Raw genomic sequence first — 17,274 nt, 5'->3', positions numbered from 1 at the left:
GGTCAGAGGACGGGGATGTCGCGGCGGCGGAACGTCAGCAGGCCTGCTGTGGCCAGGGTCACCGCCAACGCCGTCAGCACGTAGAGCGGGGTGGGGGTCCACGCGTCGCGCAGCACCTGCGGGGTGTGCGTGAACGGGGACACGTCCAGCAGCCACTGGTCCAGCTCCAGCACGGCGCCGAGCTGCCCGAGCAGCACGCAGACCGCCAGCACCACCCACGCGGCGGACGCGAGCCGGGGCAGCAGGCCGTAGAGCAGCACGGCGAGCCCGGCCAGCACCCACGCCGCGGGCACCTGGGCCAGGCCCGCGGCGAGCATCCGGCCCAGCTGGCGGGGCACGTCACCGGTGCTCAGCCCGTACGTCAGGCCGGTGGCCAGCCCGGTCACTCCGAGCACCACGACCGGGCCGAGCAGCGCGAACGCCACGTGCGAGAGCAGCCAGGTCGAGCGCCGCGTCCCGGTGGCGAGCACCGGCTCGGCGTGCCCGGCGGCCTCCTCGGCGCGCATCCGCAGCGCGGCCTGGATGCCGTACCCGGCGGCTGCGAGCCCGGCCAGGCTCAGCGTGACCCCCAGGTACGCGTCGGCCATCCCGGACGCCCCGCCGAGCCGGGCCACGATCTCCTCCATCCGCGGACTTCCCTCGACCGACCGGCCGGCCGCCTCGGCCGCGCCACCGAGGATCAGCCCGAGCAGGCCGAACCCGACCGACCACCAGAGGATCTGCCCTCGGTGCAGCCGCCAGGCCAGCCCGGACGGACCGGACAGCGCGCCGCCCGCGCCGGCCGGGCCGAGCCGGGGCGGCAGCACGCCCGCGCCCAGGTCGCGGCGGACCGAGATCGGGTACGCGAACGCGGCGAGCAGTACAGTGGCGGCCAGTGGCAGCAGCAGCACCCACCACCGCTCCCCCTCGTACGGGCGGACGCGGGCGGCCCAGCCCAGCGGGGACAGCCAGCTCGGCCAGTCGTTGCCGGCGGTGTCCCCGGCCAGGCGCAGCCCGAACGCGGCGCCGAGACCGGCGAGGCCGATGCCCCGCGCCCCGCCCGCGGTCTCGGTGAGCTGGGCGGCCAGCCCGCCGAGCGTGGCGAAGACGGTGCCGGTCAGCACGGTGACCAGTCCGTATGCGACCGAGCCGCCGACCGGCAGCCCGGTCGAGACGAGCCCGGCGGCGGTGAGCAGCCCGAGCACCAGGTCGGCGCCGTACGTGACGAGCAGCGCGGCGGTCAGCCCGGCGTGCCGCCCGAGCACGCTGCCGCCGAGCAGTTCCCGTCGCCCGGCTTCCTCCTCGGTGCGGGTGTGCCGGATGACGGTGAGCAGGCTCGCCAGCGCGACGATGAGCAGCAGGAAGCCGCTGCGCTGGGCGGTGAGCGCGCCGACGCTGTCGCCGTACGCCGGGCCGAGCAGCGCGACGATCGACGGGTTGCGGGCGGTGCCCTCCAGGTACGCGGCCCGCTCGGCGGCGGTGGGGAACAGCTCGAAGAAGCTGGCCGCGTACGTGATCGGCAGCACCGCGAGCACGAGCACCCACAGCGGCAGCAGGAGGCGGTCCCGGCGCAGGATCAGCCGGACCAGGTGACGCGTGCCGGTGAGCGCGCTCATGACCGGTCCGCCGTCTCGCGAACCGCCGCCGAGGGCGCCACGTCGACGGCAGGCGTCGTCTCGTAGTGCCGCAGGAACAGTTCCTCAAGCGTGGGCGGCGTGCTGACCAGGCTGCGTACCCCCAGCTCGGTGAGCCGGCGCAGCGCGGCGTCGAGCGACGCGGTGTCGACGTCGAAGCGGACCCGCTGCCCGTCCACCCGCAGGTCGTGCACGCCCGGCAGGTCGGCCAGGCCGTCCAGCGGCGCGGTGACCTCGGCGTCGATCGCGGTGCGGTGCAGGTGGCGCAGGTCCCCGAGCGTGCCTGACTCGACGGTCCGGCCGGCCCGGATGATCGTCACCCGGTCGCAGAGCGCCTCCACCTCGGCCAGGATGTGGCTGGACAACAACACGGTGCGCCCGTCCTGCCGGGCGCGGCGGACCCAGTGCTGGAAGACCTCCTCCATCAGCGGGTCGAGCCCGGAGGTCGGCTCGTCGAGGATGAGCAGTTCGACGTCGGAGGCGAGCGCGGCGACCAGACCGACCTTCTGCCGGTTGCCCTTGGAGTAGGTGCGGCCCTTCTTGCGCGGGTCCAGCTCGAACGACTCCAGCAGCTCGGCGCGGCGTTCCGGGTCGAGCCCGCCGCGCAGCCGGCCGAGCAGGTCGATCACCTCGCCGCCGCTGAGGCCGGGCCAGAGCGTGACGTCGCCGGGTACGTACGCGAGGCGCCGGTGCAGCGCCACCGCGTCCCGCCACGGGTCGCCGCCCAGCAGTCGGACGGCCCCCGCGTCCGCCCGCAGCAGGCCGAGCAGCACCCGGATGGTGGTCGACTTGCCGGAGCCGTTCGGGCCCAGGAAGCCGTGCACCTCTCCGGTGCGAACGGTCAGGTCGAGCCCGTCGAGGGCCCGGGTGCGGCCGAAGGTCTTCACCAGGCCGGACACATCGATTGCCGTTTCCATACTTCAGAAGCTACGCTCGTTTCACAAAGTTGTGAAGACTGTAGGGTCACGGGGTGAGTGTCGAGGAGCCGACCATGAACGTGCCGCCCCAGCACGACGAGGAAGAGGTCCACCTCTTCGTCGAGCGGATGGCGATGGCCTTCGCCGACGTGGGCTTCCCCCGGATGGCCGCCCGGGTCCTGTTCACAGTGATGAGCGCCGACGACCCGCTCACGGCCGGCGAGATCGCCGAGCGGCTCGGCGTCAGCGCGGCGGCGGTGAGCGGCGCGGTGCGCTACCTGACCCAGTTCGCCATGCTGGTCCGCGAGCCGGTCAAGGGCTCCCGGCGCGACCGCTACCGGATGCCCGACAACCCGTGGTACGAGGCGACCATCACCAAGACCACGCTCTACAAGAACTTCATCGACATCGCCGCCGGCGGCGTCGACGCGCTGCACGGCCGGAGCACACCGGCCGGTGAGCGGGTCGCCGAGATGCGCGACTTCTTCCTCTTCGTACAGGAGGAACTGGAATCGCTCGGCGACCGCTGGCGGGCCCGGCGGGCCGCGACCGGGCACGGCGGCCCGGCCGGCGGCTGAACCGTCAGCGGGTGTTGCCCCAGCGCGCCTGCTCCAGCAGCTCCACCGCGCGTTCCCGGGTGGACGGGTCGTCGTCGGCGCGCAGCAGCGCCGTCGCCTCGTCGACCGCGTCGGTCAGGTGCCGCCACTGCAGATCCCGTTCCCGCACCAGATCCGACTGGGCGGCGAGCTGCCGCGTCTTCACCCACAGGTCGACGAAGACCGTCACCTTGGCCCGCAGCACCCACGGGTCGAACGGCTTGGTCAGGTAGTCGACCGCGCCGGCCGCGTAGCCGCGCAGCGCGAGCTGGGCGTCCTTGTCCGCGGCGGTCAGGAAGATGATCGGTACGTGCCTGGTGCGCTCGCGCCGCTTGATGTGGGTGGCGGTCTCGAACCCGTCCATGTCCGGCATCTGGGCGTCCAGCAGAATCACCGCGAAGTCGTCCACCAGAAGCTGCTTGAGCGCCGCCTCGCCGCTCTCCACCGCGACCGACTGCACCGGGAGACCCTGGAGGATCGCCTCCAGCGCCATCAGGTTCTCCCGCCGGTCGTCCACCAGCAGGGCCTTGGCCGTCTGCGTCACGCGTTCTCCTCGCCTCGGCTCCGGCTGATCCAGGACGCCATCAGTTCGATCAGCTCGTCCAGGTCCACCGGCTTGGTGATGTAGTCGCTGCCGCCGGCGCCGAGCGCCGACTCCCGGTCGCCGGGCATCGCCTTCGCGGTCAGGAAGACGATCGGCAGGTCCGCGAACCGGTGGTTGCGGCGGATCTGCGCTGTCGTCTCGTACCCGTCCTGGTCCGGCATCATGGCGTCCATCAGGACGATGTCCACCTCCGGGTGCTCGGCGAGCTGGCGGACGCCGTCCGCCCCGTTGTCCGAGTACAACACGGTCATCCCGTGCAGTTCCAACGCGGACGTCAGCGCGAACACGTTCCGCACGTCGTCGTCGATGATCAGCACGGTCACGCCGTCCAGGCGCCGGGTGGCGGGCGTCTCCTGCGGCTGCGGCAGCTCCATGGGCATGAGCAGCGACGACGGCAGGCCCGCGCGGCTCGGCGACGGTGGCGCCGGCGCCACCACCGCGTCCGGCGCCAGCACATCGGGTACGAAGAGAGTGAACGTCGAACCCTGACCGGGCGCGGACGAGACGGTGATCGTGCCGCCGAGCAGGCGGGCCAGGTCACGGCTGATGGACAGCCCGAGGCCGGTGCCGCCGTAGCGCCGGCTGGTGGTGCCGTCCGCCTGCTGGAACGCCTCGAAGATCAGCGACAGCTTGTCGTCGGAGATCCCGATGCCGGTGTCGATCACGGTAAACGCGATCACCCGCTGCGCGTTCGTCAGCGCGGGCACGTCGAAGACGGCGTTGTCGGCCGCCAGGCCGATCCGCAGCGTCACCGCGCCGTTGTCGGTGAACTTCACCGCGTTCGACAGCAGGTTGCGCAGGATCTGCTGCAACCGCTGGGCGTCGGTGACCAGCGCGGGCGGCAGGTCACGGCTGACCCGCACCTGGAAGTCCAGGCCCTTCTCCTCGGCCTGCGGCGCGAACGCCTGCTCGACGTAGCCGCGGATCTCGGCGAACTGGATCTCGGTGGGCTCCACGTCCATCCGGCCCGCCTCGATCTTGGACAGGTCGAGGATGTCGTCGATCAGCGACAGCAGGTCCGACCCGGCGCCGTGGATGGTCCGGGCGAACTCGATCTGCTTCGCGCTGAGGTTGCGCTCCGGGTTCTCGGCCAGCAGCCGGGCCAGCAGGAGCAGCGAGTTCAGCGGCGTACGCAGCTCGTGGCTCATGTTGGCCAGGAACTCCGACTTGTACGCCGACGCGCGGGTGAGCTGCTGTGCCTTCTCCTCCAGGCCGAGCCGGGCCAGCTCGATCTCCCGGTTCTGCGTCTCGATGTTGGCCTTCTGCTCGGACAGCAGCTTCGCCTTGTCCTCCAGCTCGGCGTTGGTGCGCTGCAACTCGGCCGACTGGTCCTGCATCTCGTGCGCCAGCCGCTGCGACTGCGCCAGCAGTTCCTCCGTACGCCGGTTGGCCTGGATGGTGTTGACAGCGACGCCGATGGTGAGCACCAGCCGCTCCAGGAACGCCAGGTGCAGCTCGGAGAACGTGGCCACACCGGCGAACTCGATCACGCCGAGCAGTTCGCCCTCGAACTGGACCGGCAGCACCACCAGGTCGGCCGGGGGCGTGTCGGCCAGCCCGGACCGTACGACGAGGCGCCCGTCCGGCTGCGCCTTGACCCGGATCGTCCGGCGCGACAGGGCGGCCTGCCCGACCAGCCCCTCACCCGGGCCGAACGTGACGTCGTGGCCGCGTGCCACGTACCCGTAGGAGGCGGTGAGCCGCAGCCGCATGCTGCCCTCGGAGCTGTCCGCCAGGAAGAACGCGCCGAGCTGCGCGTCCACCAGCGGGGTCACCTCCTGCATGATCATCCGGCAGACCTCGCCCAGGTCGCGCTGGCCCTGGAGCAGACCACCGATCCGGGCCAGGTTCGAGTCCAGCCAGCCCTGCTCGGCGTTCTTCTTGGTCGTCTCCCGGAGGGTGACGATCATCTGGTTGATGTTGTCCTTCAGCTCGGCGACCTCGCCCTGCGCCTTCACGTTGATCCGCTGGGTCAGGTCACCACGGGTCACCGACGTGGAGACCTGCGCGATCGCGCGCAACTGCGTGGTCAGGGTCGAGGCGAGCTGGTTGACGTTCTCGGTGAGGTCGCGCCACGTACCGGAGACGCCCTTGACCTGGGCCTGACCACCCAGCTTGCCCTCGGTACCCACCTCACGGGCCACCCGCGTGACCTCGTCGGCGAACGACGAGAGCTGGTCCACCATCGTGTTGACGGTGTTCTTCAGCTCCAGGATCTCGCCCTGCGCGTCCACTGTGATCTTCTGACCCAGGTCGCCGTTCGCCACGGCGGTGGTGACCGAGGCGATGTTCCGGACCTGGCTGGTCAGGTTCGACGCCATCGAGTTCACGTTGTCGGTCAGGTCCCGCCACGTACCCGAGACGCCCTTGACCTGGGCCTGACCACCCAGCTTGCCCTCGGTACCCACCTCGCGCGCCACCCGCGTGACCTCGTCGGCGAACGACGAGAGCTGGTCCACCATCGTGTTGACAGTGGACTTCAGCTCCAGGATCTCGCCCTGCGCGTCCACTGTGATCTTCTGCGACAGGTCACCCTTGGCGACGGCTGTCGACACCTGGGCGATGTTGCGCACCTGCGCGGTCAGGTTCGACGCCATCGAGTTCACGTTGTCGGTCAGGTCGCGCCAGGTGCCGGCGACGCCGCGTACCTGGGCCTGGCCGCCGAGCTTGCCCTCGGTACCCACCTCGCGCGCCACCCGCGTGACCTCGTCGGCGAACGACGAGAGCTGATCCACCATCGTGTTGACAGTCGACTTCAGCTCCAGGATCTCGCCCCGGGCGTCCACAGTGATCTTCTGCGACAGGTCACCCTTCGCCACGGCGGTGGTGACCGAGGCGATGTTCCGCACCTGGCTGGTCAGGTTCGACGCCATCGAGTTCACGTTGTCGGTCAGGTCCCGCCACGTACCCGAGACGCCCTTGACCTGGGCCTGACCACCCAGCTTGCCCTCGGTACCCACCTCACGGGCCACCCGGGTCACCTCGTCGGCGAACGAGGAGAGCTGATCCACCATCGTGTTGACGGTGTTCTTCAGCTCCAGGATCTCGCCCTGCGCGTCCACTGTGATCTTCTGACCCAGGTCGCCCTTGGCCACCGCGGTGGAGACCTGGGAGATGTTGCGGACCTGGCTGGTCAGGTTGCCGGCGAGCTGGTTGACGTTCTCGGTGAGGTCGCGCCACGTGCCGGAGACGCCGCGCACCTGCGCCTGGCCGCCCAGCTTGCCCTCGATGCCCACCTCACGGGCCACGCGCGTCACCTCGTCGGCGAACGACGAGAGCTGGTCCACCATCGTGTTCACGGTGTCCTTCAGCTCCAGGATCTCGCCCTGCGCGGCCACCGTGATCTTCTGCGACAGGTCACCCTTCGCCACCGCCGTGGACACCTGGGCGATGTTGCGCACCTGCGCGGTCAGGTTCGACGCCATCGAGTTGACGTTGTCGGTCAGGTCCTTCCACGTGCCGGCCACGCCCGGCACCTCGGCCTGGCCGCCCAGCTTGCCCTCGGTGCCCACCTCGCGCGCCACCCGGGTCACCTGCTCGGCGAACAGCCGCAGCGTGTCGGTGAGCGAGTTCATGGTGTCGGCCAGCTCGGCCACCTCGCCGCGCGCCCCGACCGTGATCTTCTGCGACAGGTCGCCCTTCGCCACAGCCGTCGCCACCTGGGAGATCGACCGCACCTGCCCGGTGAGGTTCGACGCCATGGTGTTCACCGAGTCGGTGAGGTCCTTCCAGGTGCCCGCCACCCCGCGCACGTCGGCCTGGCCGCCCAGCTTGCCCTCGGTGCCCACCTCACGCGCCACGCGCGTCACCTCGTCGGCGAACGACGAGAGCTGGTCCACCATCGTGTTCACGGTCCGGCCGATGCGCAGGTACTCACCGCGCAGCGGGCGACCGTCGATCTCCAGTGCCATGTGCTGGGACAGGTCGCCGTCGGCCACCGCCACGATGACCCGGGCGATCTCGGTGGTCGGCCGGCCCAGGTCGTCGATGAGCGAGTTGACCGCGCGCTGCCCCTCCGCCCAGGAGCCGTCCAGGCCCTCGTCGTCCAGGCGCTCGGTCAGCCGGCCGTCGCGGCCGACGATCCGGCTGATCCGCCGCAGGTCCAGATGCTGCCGCTCCTGCAACGACACCACGTCGTTGAAGGCGTCGGCGACCTCACCGGGCAGCCCCGCCCGCCGGGGCAGGCGCACCCGGAGATCGCCGCGTCCCACCCTGCGCAACGCCTCGACCAGTTCGCCGAGGAGCACCTCGTGGTCGGACGCGGACGGGTCAGCGGTCACCGACTGATTCACCGTGGCCATCGATCCTCGCTCCGCTCGGGCTCGTGCCGTCACACGGGCCATCCCATCATTGTGCCGCGCGATCCGTCGAGGTCACCGCGTGTGATCGCGCGTCACGTGCGGTATCGACCCGGGTGGCGGGTTCGGCCTGATGCTTGGCACCCGGGGTGGGCGCGGTGGAGGATACGAAGGTGTCAGCGGAGGCAGGGCCTGCTAGCGGCGGCGCGGACGAGCGCGTCCGCCGGGTCCGCCTCCCCGCCGACCGCCGCACCCCGGCGGCGGCCCGCGCGCTGGTCCGCACCATGCTGCTCGAAGCGCGGCTGCCCGAACTGCTGAACGAGGCGCTGCTGCTCACCACCGAGCTGACCACCAACGCCGTCGAACACGCGCGTACCGAACTGGACATCGAGGTCGACACCGACCGCAACGGCCTCACCGTGACAGTCACCGACTTCGCCTCCGGCCCGGTCGACGAGCTGATCGTGGGCGTGCGCAACACCACGTCCGACATCACCGAGGTCGCCGCCCGAGGGCGCGGCCTGCTGCTCGTCGACCACTTCTCCAGCCGGTGGGGCACCACGTACCTGCCCACCGGCAAGGGCGTCTGGTTCCGCCTGGACCGGCCCGGCCCCGGCGGTTCCGCCCGGCCGTCGGCCGGCCCACTGCGCGTCGCCGAACCGGAAGGAAACGGCGACGGTACGCCGAGCGCCGCGGCGATGAGTGAGTTGATGCAGCTCACCCCCGACTCGTACGCCGACGAGCCGCTGCCCGAGTTCGCCACCGGACTGCTGACCCGGGTCGCCGAGATGGTGGGCGCCGCCGGTGGCACGGTCCGGCTGGACCGGGGCGACGGACTCGGCACCCAGGTCTTCGCCCGGTACGGCCGGCCGGCGCGCGAGGGCAACGAGCTGCTGCGCGTCCCGCTCGCCGTGCACCGGCCGTACTCCGGTGAGCTGGAGCTGGACGCGGCGCCCTCGGCGTACGCCCGGCCGCTCGCCGTACTGGCCGCCGAACGGCTGTCGCTGCACCTGGAGAACGACCGGCTGCGCCGCGCCGACGTACGCCGCTCCACCTGGCTGACGTTCCTGGCCGAGGCCAGTGAACTGCTCGCCCAGTCGCTCGACGTCGAGCTGACCATGGCGCTCATCCCGCAGCTCGTGGTGCCCCGGCTCGGCCAGTGGTGCGCCGTGCACACCACCGACGAGTGGGGCCGCCTGCGGCTCGCCGCGTCGAGCCACGCCGACGAGGCGATGCTGCCGCAGCTGCACCGGATCCTCCAGGAGACCGGCCAGGACTCGATCCAGTCCCGGCTGCGCGAGGCGTCCCGCAACGCCGCCCAGATGCCGCTCGGCGGGCCGATGGAGGGCTTCGCCGTACCGCTCATCGCCCGCGGCCAGCGGCTCGGCACCCTCGCCGTGGGCCGGCACCAGCGGCACCGGCACGACCCGGACGAGGTCTCGGTGCTGGAGGACGTGGCCCGCCGCGCCGCCCTCGCCATCGAGAACGCCCGCATCCACGCCGAGCGCCGCCGGGTCGCCCAGACGCTCCAGCAGTCGCTGCTGCCGCCGGTGCTCCCGGTGGTCGAGGGCATCGGCTTCGCCGCCGAGTACGTCCCGACCGGCGACGACGCGGAGGTCGGCGGCGACTTCTACGACGTGCTCCCGCTGCCGGACGGCCGCTGGCTCGTGGTGGTCGGCGACGTGTCAGGCAAGGGCGTGCAGGCCGCCGCCGTGACCGGCCTGGTCCGCGACGTGATCCGGGTGCTCGTCGGCGACGGCAAACCGCTGCCCGAGGTGCTCGGCCGGCTCAACGAGACGCTCGTGGAACGCGGCGGCGGACGTTACTGCACGCTGGCGCTGGCGGCTGTCGCACCCGGCGACGGCGACCAGCTCGACGTATCGCTGCACCTGGCCGGCCACGACCGCCCGGTGCTGCTGCACGGCGGTGGAGGGGCGACGTTCGTCGGCGCCGGCGGTACGGCGCTGGGCCTGCTCGACACGATCACCACGCCGACCGCCGAGCTGACACTCAAGCCCGGCGACGCGCTGATCTTCTACACCGACGGGGTCACCGAGCGGCGGCGCGGACGGGAGCTGTTCGGCACCGACCGGCTGCGCGAGTCGGCGGCGCCGCTGGCCGGGTACTCGGCCGACGTGGTGGCCGCCCGGCTGCGCGCCGCCACCATCGCCTTCTCGGTGGAGCCCCCACGCGACGACATAGCCATCCTGGTCCTCCGGAACGACACCCCCTAGCCCGCTCGCCCCGCCCGCCCCGCCCCGCCCCGCGTCCGCTCCGGGTTCGGCGTCGGCGTCGGCGTCGGCGTCGACGATCATGAACTTAGCCGCTCATTTCGCCCGATTCCTCCCCGCCAACTTCATGGTCAACGAGCGCTCCCTCCTCCACGCGGACGCCTCAGCCGTCGTTCGTGGCGCTCAGCTCGCCGTCGTGACCGTTGAGCCCGCCCCGTCGCGGCTGTTGAGCCCGCCCCGTCGCGGCTGTTGAGCCCGCCCGTCGTGGCGCTCGCTCCCCGGCGCAGCCCTCCAGCCCTCCCCGTCTCGCCTTCAGCTCCCCCTCGTGGCGCTTCCGCCCGCCCCGTCGGCGGTGATCAAGGAGTTTGTGGCTCAGGAGGGCGCGAAATCTGACACAAACTCCTTGATCACCGAGTGAGGGCGGGCCGGGCGAGGGCCGGCGGGGACAGGGCCGGGCCAGGCGGGGCAGGTGGGTCAGAGGCCGCCGGGGAGGCGGCCGGGGGCCAGGCGGTGGTGCGGATCCAGGTGGGCCTTGGCGCTGCGCAGTCTCGGCAACGTGGGCAGCTCGCCCCAGAGGTCCACGGCACGGCGTACCGCCGCGGGCGCGGCCACCACCACGCACCGACCCCGTCGGGCGATCAGCACGCTGCGAACCGCGGTGAGGATCGAGGCGACCCGCTCGGGCGGCAGCGCGCCGGACAGGGCGGCGTGGACGGTGCCCGAGCCGGCCGAGCCGCGTACCGGCACCGGGCCGCCGGTGGCGTCGCGCAACGCGTAGACGGCTGCGTGCAGGTCGTTGATGGGCACCTCGATGCGCAGCGCCGTGTCGCCGGGCGCGAACGGGTAACGCCCCCACCATTCCGGTGCGTGGTGGCTGACGATCGCCTCGGCGCCGAGGACGGCGGTGAGCCGCTCGGCCCGCTCGGTCACGTCGGCCGGGCCGCCCTCCAGCAGCACCACGAGGCTGCCCGCCGCGGGTCGTCCGGTCACGGCGGGATGGTCGGGGCGGTTGACCACCGACGGGTGCGACGGCGGAATGCGACGCCGGGGCAGCGGCACCGGCACCGGCAGGTCCAGTTCGACGGCGGCCGGATCGACGCCCGCGGCCAGTACGGCACGGACCAGGTCGTGCACCTCCAGCGGTGTCCAGACCGGACGGGACACCCAGAGCCGGCCGGCCGGCACGGCGTGCACCCGCATGGTGGCCGAGACCAGCACGCCGAGCCCGCCCTGCGAGCCGCAGAGCAGCCGGGCCACGTCCAGCCCGGGCACCTCTCCCCGGCCGAGTATCGCGTCCCCGCCGCCGCGACCCGGATCGCCGCCACCACCGTCGCCCGCCGGACCGCGTCCACTCGCCCGGCCACCGCCGCTGCCAGGGGTGGCCCGGCCGAGCGCCTCCGTGCCGGACTCGCCGACGCTCACCAACTCGCCGTCGGCGTCGAGGTAGCGCACCCCGACGAGCTGGGCGCACGGGCTGCCGTGCCGGTGACGCAGCGGACCGGACTCGTCGGCGGCGAGCACCCCGCCGAGCGTCGCGCCCGGCGAGGGCGCGTCGACCGGCAGCCGCCGGTTGGTGCGCGCGAGTGTGGCCTGGACGGCGCGCAGCGGCGTACCGGCGCCGATCTCGGCCACCGCCGCGTCGCGCGGCTCGTGCCAGACCCCGGCGAGGCGGCCGGTGTCGAGCATGATGTCCACCTGCGCCGGCGCGGCCCCCCAGTCGATCTTCGTGCCGGCGCCGCGCGGCACCACTGTCAGGTCGTGCGCCGCGGCCAGCCGCAACACCTCCGCCGCGGCGTGCGGGCCGCCCGGCACGGCCACCCATCGGGCGGTACGGCCGGCCACCTCGTCGGCCGGGCCGGCGAAGCGGGCGAACGGGGTGCCGCAGATCGCGGCCAGCTTCCGGGTGATGTCGAGGGCTTCGAGTTCGGTGGAACGTGCCGCATCCGCCATGGCGGTTATCGTACACATGTTCGAAAGACCTGGCGGCGAGTCGCCGGATTCGGTCGGCGGGCGAGCCCGGCGGCGGCCCGCCGACCGGTAACGTGGCGCCGTGACCGAAACCCCACCGCCCGTCGCCAAGCGCGTCCCGACCGAGCGCCTTCATCACGGTGACACAGTCCTCGACGAGTACGCCTGGCTCGCCGCCAAGGACGACCCGGACACGATCGCGTATCTGGACGCCGAGAACGCGTACACCGAGGCGCGCACCGCCCACCTGGCCGGCCTGCGCGCGGAGCTGTTCGAGGAGACGCGCCGGCGCACCCAGGAGACCGACCTGTCGGTGCCGACCCGCAAGGACGGCTACTGGTACTACACCCGCACGGTGGAGGGCCAGCAGTACGGTGTGCACTGCCGACGCGCGGTCCGGCCGGGCGAGACGGCACCCCCGGTCAGCGCGGACGGCGCCCCGCTCGACGGCGAGGAGGTGCTGCTCGACGGCAACCAGCTCGCCGAGGGGCACGACTTCTTCTCGCTCGGCGCGTTCGACGTCAGCCCGGACGGGCGCTGGCTGGCCTACTCCACCGACTTCTCCGGCGACGAGCGCTTCACGCTGCGGATCAAGGATCTGACCACCGGCGAGTCGCTGCCGGACGAGGTACCGGACACGTTCTACGGCACGGCCTGGTCCAGCGACGCGTCCACGCTGTTCTACGTGACTGTGGACGAGGCGTGGCGGCCGAACCGGGTCTGGCGGCACACCGTCGGCACGGCGTCCACCGAGGACGTGGTGGTCTACCAGGAGGACGACGAGCGGTTCTGGGTCGGCGTCGAGCTGACCCGCTCCGAGCGTTTCGTGGTCATCGACATCCACAGCAAGATCACCAGCGAGGTGTGGGTGATCCCGGCGTCCAACCCGACCGGCGAGCCCGCCGTCGTGGCCCCGCGGCGTCAGGGTATCGAGTACGCGGTGGAGCACCACGGCCACCGCTTCCTGATCCTGCACAACGACGGCGCGGAGGACTTCGCGCTGGCGTACACCTCGGCGGACTCGCCGGGCGAGTGGGAGCCGCTGATCCCGCACACCCCTGGCACCCGGCTGGAGGCGGTCGACGCGTTCGAGAACCACCTCGTGGTGTCGCTGCGCACCAACGGCCTGACCGGCCTGCGGGTGCTGCCGGTGGGCACCGACGACAGCTGGGACATCGACTTCCCCGAGCCGATCTACAGCGTCGGGCTGGACGCCAGCCCCGAGTACCGCACGAACGAGGTGCGGCTGCGCTACACCTCGCTCGTCACCCCCGACTCGGTCTACGACTACGACCTGGTCACCCGGGAGCTGACGCTGCGCCGGCAGAAGCCGGTCCGCCCCGGGCCGGACGGGCGGGCGTACGACCCGGCCGACTACGAGCAGCACCGGGACTGGGCGCTCGCTGACGACGGCACCCGCGTACCGATCTCGCTCGTCTGCCGCCGCGACACCCCGCGCGACGGCTCGGCGCCCGCCGTCATCTACGGCTACGGGTCGTACGAGGCGAGCATGGACCCGTGGTTCTCGATCGCCCGGCTGAGCCTGCTCGATCGCGGCGTGATCTTCGCGGTGGCGCACATCCGGGGCGGCGGTGAGCTGGGCCGGCGCTGGTACGACGAGGGCAAGCTGCTGGCCAAGAAGAACACGTTCACCGACTTCGTGGCCTGTGCCCGGCACCTCGTGAAGGCGGGCTGGACGGCGAGCGACCGGCTGGTCGCCCGGGGCGCCTCGGCCGGCGGCCTGCTGATGGGCGCGGTGGCGAACCTCGCCCCGGACGCGTTCACCGGCATCGTCGCGCAGGTGCCGTTCGTGGACGCGCTCACCTCGATCCTCGACCCGTCGCTGCCGTTGACTGTCACCGAGTGGGAGGAGTGGGGCAACCCGCTCGACGACCCCGAGGTCTACGCGTACATGAAGTCGTACACGCCGTACGAGAACGTGGCCACCGTCGAATACCCGGCGATCTTGGCGGTGACCAGCCTCAACGACACGCGCGTGCTCTATCACGAGCCGGCCAAGTGGATCGCCCGGCTGCGGTCGCTCGCGCCGGCCGGCGACTACCTGCTCAAGACCGAGATGGGCGCGGGCCACGGCGGCCCGAGCGGCCGGTACGACTCCTGGCGCGAGGAGGCGTTCGTCAACGCCTGGATCCTCGACCGCGTCGGCCGCGCCTGAGGTGTAAGGAAGGGCCCCTTATTAACAGACGTCTGTTAATAAGGGGCCCTTCCTTACACGGGGGCCTGCTCGGCCGCTGACCGCTCAGCCCGCGCGCAGTTCCTCCACCGACGTCGCGGTGCGCAGGAACAGCAGGCCGGCCACGACCGTGCACAGCACCGCCGCCAGCCCACCCGCCGCGAGCCAGGCCAGCTGATCCCACGGTACGTCCGGCGGAACTGTCGTCTTCGGCACCCATTCGGTACGGGTGTACCGCGCCGCGGTGGCCGGATCGCCGCACAGTTCCGAGCCGGCGTCGCAGATCGTCCGCGTGAAGCCGCCGTTGCTCGGTGCCGGCATGACGCCCCGGACCAGCAGGTAGCCGACCGTCAACGCGAGCCCGATCGCGGGTACGGCGGGGGCGAGCGCGGCCCAGAGCAGCGACCGGCCGATGGTGGCCCGTGGCACGCCGGTCGCCACCTGCGCCGCGTACGCCCGTCGCCGGCTGGTGATCCCCTCGACCACCGCCACGAGCAGCCCACCGCCGGCGATCGCCATCGCCACCAGGACCGCGAGGTCGACCAGGTCCATCGCGCCGAGGTAGAAGCCCGGGTCGGCCAATCCGGAGCCGGTGCGGCGGGTCACCTCGGCCTCGGCCTGGAAGTCGGCACGCAGCCCTGCGGCACCGGCGCCGAAGATCAGCGCGGCCAGCAACGCGGCGAAGGTGCGGCTGCCCGCCCACGGGTCGGCGGCCAGCCGGCGGGCGGCGAGCAGGGCGGCCGGGCCGCGTCCGTGCCGGTGCAGCAGCCGGCCGGTCCGGTACGAGATCCAGCCGGTGCCCGACACCACGCCGATCATCGCGGTCAGCCCGCCGACGACGAGCAATGTCGGCACCGGCCAGTCGGGGGCCACGGCGCCACGCCGTTCGTACCAGAGCAGGAGCGGGCGGATCGCGGCGAACATCGCCAGCGCGGCGAGGATGAGCACGCCCGGCCACGGCCAGGGCGCCCGGGTGCGGACCTTGCGCACGACGCCGAACGGGGTGGTGGCGACCCGCCGCAGCAGCAACGCGCTCACCAGCGCGGCGGCCAGCGGCAGGCCGAGCACGACGGCCGCCACCGCCACCGGGGCCGGGTGCACGTCGGTGGGCAGCGGCAGCCGCCCGTCCGCGTCGGGCCGGTGCAGCAGCCGGCGCCCGGCCAGGAAGACGGCCAGGCCGACGAGGGTGCCGAGCAGGCTCGCCACGCCGGTCTCGGCGACCGCGACCCGGGTGACCTGCCCGGGGGTGGCACCGGCCAGCCGGAACGCGGCCAGCCGCCGGTCCCGGCCCGGCGCGCCGAGGCGGGCGCACTGCCCGGCCAGCCCCAGGACCGGTACGCAGAGCAGCAGCAACGCGAACGCCACGCCGGGGCGCAGACCGGGTTCCCGCAGCAGGGCGTTGGTGTACTGGTCGGAGTTGAGCCCTTCGTCGCCGGACGGCTTCACCACCGACAGCACGGTCAGCGCGGCCAGCCCGGCCAGCGTCGCGAGCGCGGCGCTCACCGCCGTGAGCACCACCCGTGCGATGTCGGTACGGGTGCCCGCCAGCACGAGACGCAGCAGCGTCCCCGGCCTCACCGCGACCCGCCCGGCAGCGCCGGGTCGAGCCCGAGCCCGGTGTGGTCGACCATGCCGTCGCGCAGGCTGACCTCCCGGTCCGCGTACGCGGCGATGCGCGGCTCGTGCGTCACCAGCACGACTGTGGTGCGCTGCTCGCGGGCCAGCCGGACCAGTTGAGTGAGCACCTGCTCGCCGGCCAGCGTGTCGAGCGCGCCGGTCGGCTCGTCGGCGAAGATCACCCGTGGTTCGGTGACGAGCGCCCGGGACAGCGCGCAGCGTTGCTGCTGCCCGCCGGACATCTCACCGGGCCGGGCGTCGGCGACGTCGGCCACGCCGAGCCGGTCCAGCCAGGAGAGCGCCGCCGTCCGCGCCGCTCGCCGCCCCGTGCCGGCGAGCAACAGCGGGAGCGCGACGTTCTCCGCGGCGGTCAGCTCGGCGACGAGCTGGCCGAACTGGAACAGCACCCCGAATTCGGTACGGCGCAGCCGCGAGCGGGCCGCCTCCGACCACGTGTCGATCCGTTCTCCGCGCCAGGTGACCTGACCGGCGTCGGGGCGCAGGATGCCGGCGAGACAGTGCAGCAGCGTGGACTTGCCGCAGCCGCTCGGGCCGGTGACCGCGACGATCTCGCCTTCGGCCACGTCGAGCGTCACACCGCGCAGCGCGGGGTTGTGACCGTAGGCGCGGACCACTCCGCGCGCTTGCAGGAACGTCACGTGCGCACCTCCCGGTGCCAGTCGGCGACCCGGTCGAGGGTGGTGTGCAGCCACCGGAGATCGGCGTCGAGGTGGGCGATGGCGAAGTCGGCGGCGACCACCTCGTCGAGGCGGGCGCCGGGGGCCGTCTTCAGCGCGGTCAGTTCGCGCAGGCGTTGCGTGTGCGCCTGCCGCTGCGCGATCAGGTAGACGCGGGCCTGGTCGACGTCGGCCACCAGGAGCGCGACCACCACCTTGGCGAAGAGCGTGCTGGCCACGTACGGCATCGGCGGCTCGACGGTGCCGAGCCAGTGGTCCAGCGCCGCCCGCCCGTCCTCGGTGAGCGCGTACGAGGTGCGGTCCGGTCCGCCCTCGCGGGTCTGCCCGGCCGTGGCCACGAGGCCGTCGCGGCACAGGCGGGCCAGTGTCGCGTAGACCTGCCCGAAGGCGAGCGGCCGGGCGCGGGGCAGCCGCTCGTCGTGCGCGCGCTTCAGCTCGTAGCCGTGGCGCGGGCCGGCGGCGAGCAGCCCGAGCAGGACGTGCGACGTGGACACGCCCCTACTATTCGCTGAGCGAATAGTGGTGTCAAGAACGGCCC

General features: G+C 72.7%; 11 protein-coding genes. 3 read left to right on the top strand and 8 right to left on the bottom strand.

All coding sequences use genetic code 11. The features are described 5' to 3' along the window. Positions 1-2: 2 nt before the first annotated feature. Entirely contained in the window at positions 3-1,595 is a 1,593-nt protein-coding gene (locus tag MICAU_RS01680; protein WP_013283539.1) for an ABC transporter permease, read from the bottom strand. Next, complete coding sequence (locus tag MICAU_RS01675) at positions 1,592-2,530, bottom strand: ABC transporter ATP-binding protein (RefSeq protein WP_013283538.1); 939 nt, start codon at positions 2,528-2,530, stop codon at positions 1,592-1,594. The genes MICAU_RS01680 and MICAU_RS01675 overlap by 4 nt, the downstream gene beginning before the upstream one ends. A 53-nt stretch (positions 2,531-2,583) precedes the next feature. Between MICAU_RS01675 and MICAU_RS01670 the strand changes: the two genes are divergently transcribed. Then, entirely contained in the window at positions 2,584-3,108 is a 525-nt protein-coding gene (locus MICAU_RS01670; protein WP_225319687.1) for a GbsR/MarR family transcriptional regulator, read from the top strand. A gap of 4 nt (positions 3,109-3,112) precedes the next feature. On the opposite strand, the gene MICAU_RS01665 is transcribed toward MICAU_RS01670, so the two are convergent. Both MICAU_RS01665 and MICAU_RS01660 read right to left on the bottom strand, forming a co-directional pair. Further along, entirely contained in the window at positions 3,113-3,670 is a 558-nt protein-coding gene (locus MICAU_RS01665; protein ID WP_013283536.1) for a response regulator, read from the bottom strand. Beyond that, on the bottom strand, positions 3,667-8,031 hold the full coding sequence (locus tag MICAU_RS01660; protein WP_013283535.1) for a HAMP domain-containing protein: 4,365 nt from the start codon (positions 8,029-8,031) through the stop codon (positions 3,667-3,669). The genes MICAU_RS01665 and MICAU_RS01660 overlap by 4 nt, the downstream gene beginning before the upstream one ends. Positions 8,032-8,201: 170 nt before the next feature. On the opposite strand from MICAU_RS01660, the gene MICAU_RS01655 reads away from it, so the two are divergent. Then, a complete protein-coding gene (locus MICAU_RS01655; protein ID WP_013283534.1) occupies positions 8,202-10,262 on the top strand; it encodes a SpoIIE family protein phosphatase in 2,061 nt (686 codons plus the stop codon). Positions 10,263-10,733: 471 nt separating this feature from the next. On the opposite strand, the gene MICAU_RS01650 is transcribed toward MICAU_RS01655, so the two are convergent. Continuing rightward, positions 10,734-12,209 (bottom strand): FAD-binding oxidoreductase, encoded by a 1,476-nt coding sequence (locus MICAU_RS01650; RefSeq protein WP_049794800.1) that lies wholly within the window; start codon positions 12,207-12,209, stop codon positions 10,734-10,736. A 100-nt stretch (positions 12,210-12,309) separates the two neighbouring features. Between MICAU_RS01650 and MICAU_RS01645 the strand changes: the two genes are divergently transcribed. Beyond that, on the top strand, positions 12,310-14,403 hold the full coding sequence (locus tag MICAU_RS01645) for a S9 family peptidase (protein ID WP_013283532.1): 2,094 nt from the start codon (positions 12,310-12,312) through the stop codon (positions 14,401-14,403). Positions 14,404-14,487: 84 nt separating this feature from the next. Here the strand turns inward: MICAU_RS01645 and MICAU_RS01640 are convergent, their stop codons facing one another. The 3 genes from MICAU_RS01640 to MICAU_RS01630 are packed head-to-tail and all read right to left on the bottom strand — an operon-like array spanning position 14,488 to position 17,230. Beyond that, positions 14,488-15,999: an FtsX-like permease family protein gene (locus MICAU_RS01640; protein WP_013283531.1), complete on the bottom strand. Its 1,512-nt coding sequence runs from the start codon at positions 15,997-15,999 to the stop codon at positions 14,488-14,490. Then, positions 15,996-16,697 (bottom strand): ABC transporter ATP-binding protein, encoded by a 702-nt coding sequence (locus tag MICAU_RS01635; RefSeq protein WP_013283530.1) that lies wholly within the window; start codon positions 16,695-16,697, stop codon positions 15,996-15,998. The genes MICAU_RS01640 and MICAU_RS01635 overlap by 4 nt, the downstream gene beginning before the upstream one ends. After that, complete coding sequence (locus tag MICAU_RS01630; protein WP_013283529.1) at positions 16,694-17,230, bottom strand: PadR family transcriptional regulator; 537 nt, start codon at positions 17,228-17,230, stop codon at positions 16,694-16,696. Before MICAU_RS01630 ends, MICAU_RS01635 begins: the two co-directional genes overlap by 4 nt. Between the last annotated feature and the right edge of the window lie 44 nt (positions 17,231-17,274).

The organism is Micromonospora aurantiaca ATCC 27029, from assembly GCF_000145235.1.
In the GTDB taxonomy this organism is placed as follows: domain Bacteria; phylum Actinomycetota; class Actinomycetes; order Mycobacteriales; family Micromonosporaceae; genus Micromonospora; species Micromonospora aurantiaca.
This window is presented reverse-complemented; position numbering and strand designations above follow the sequence as displayed.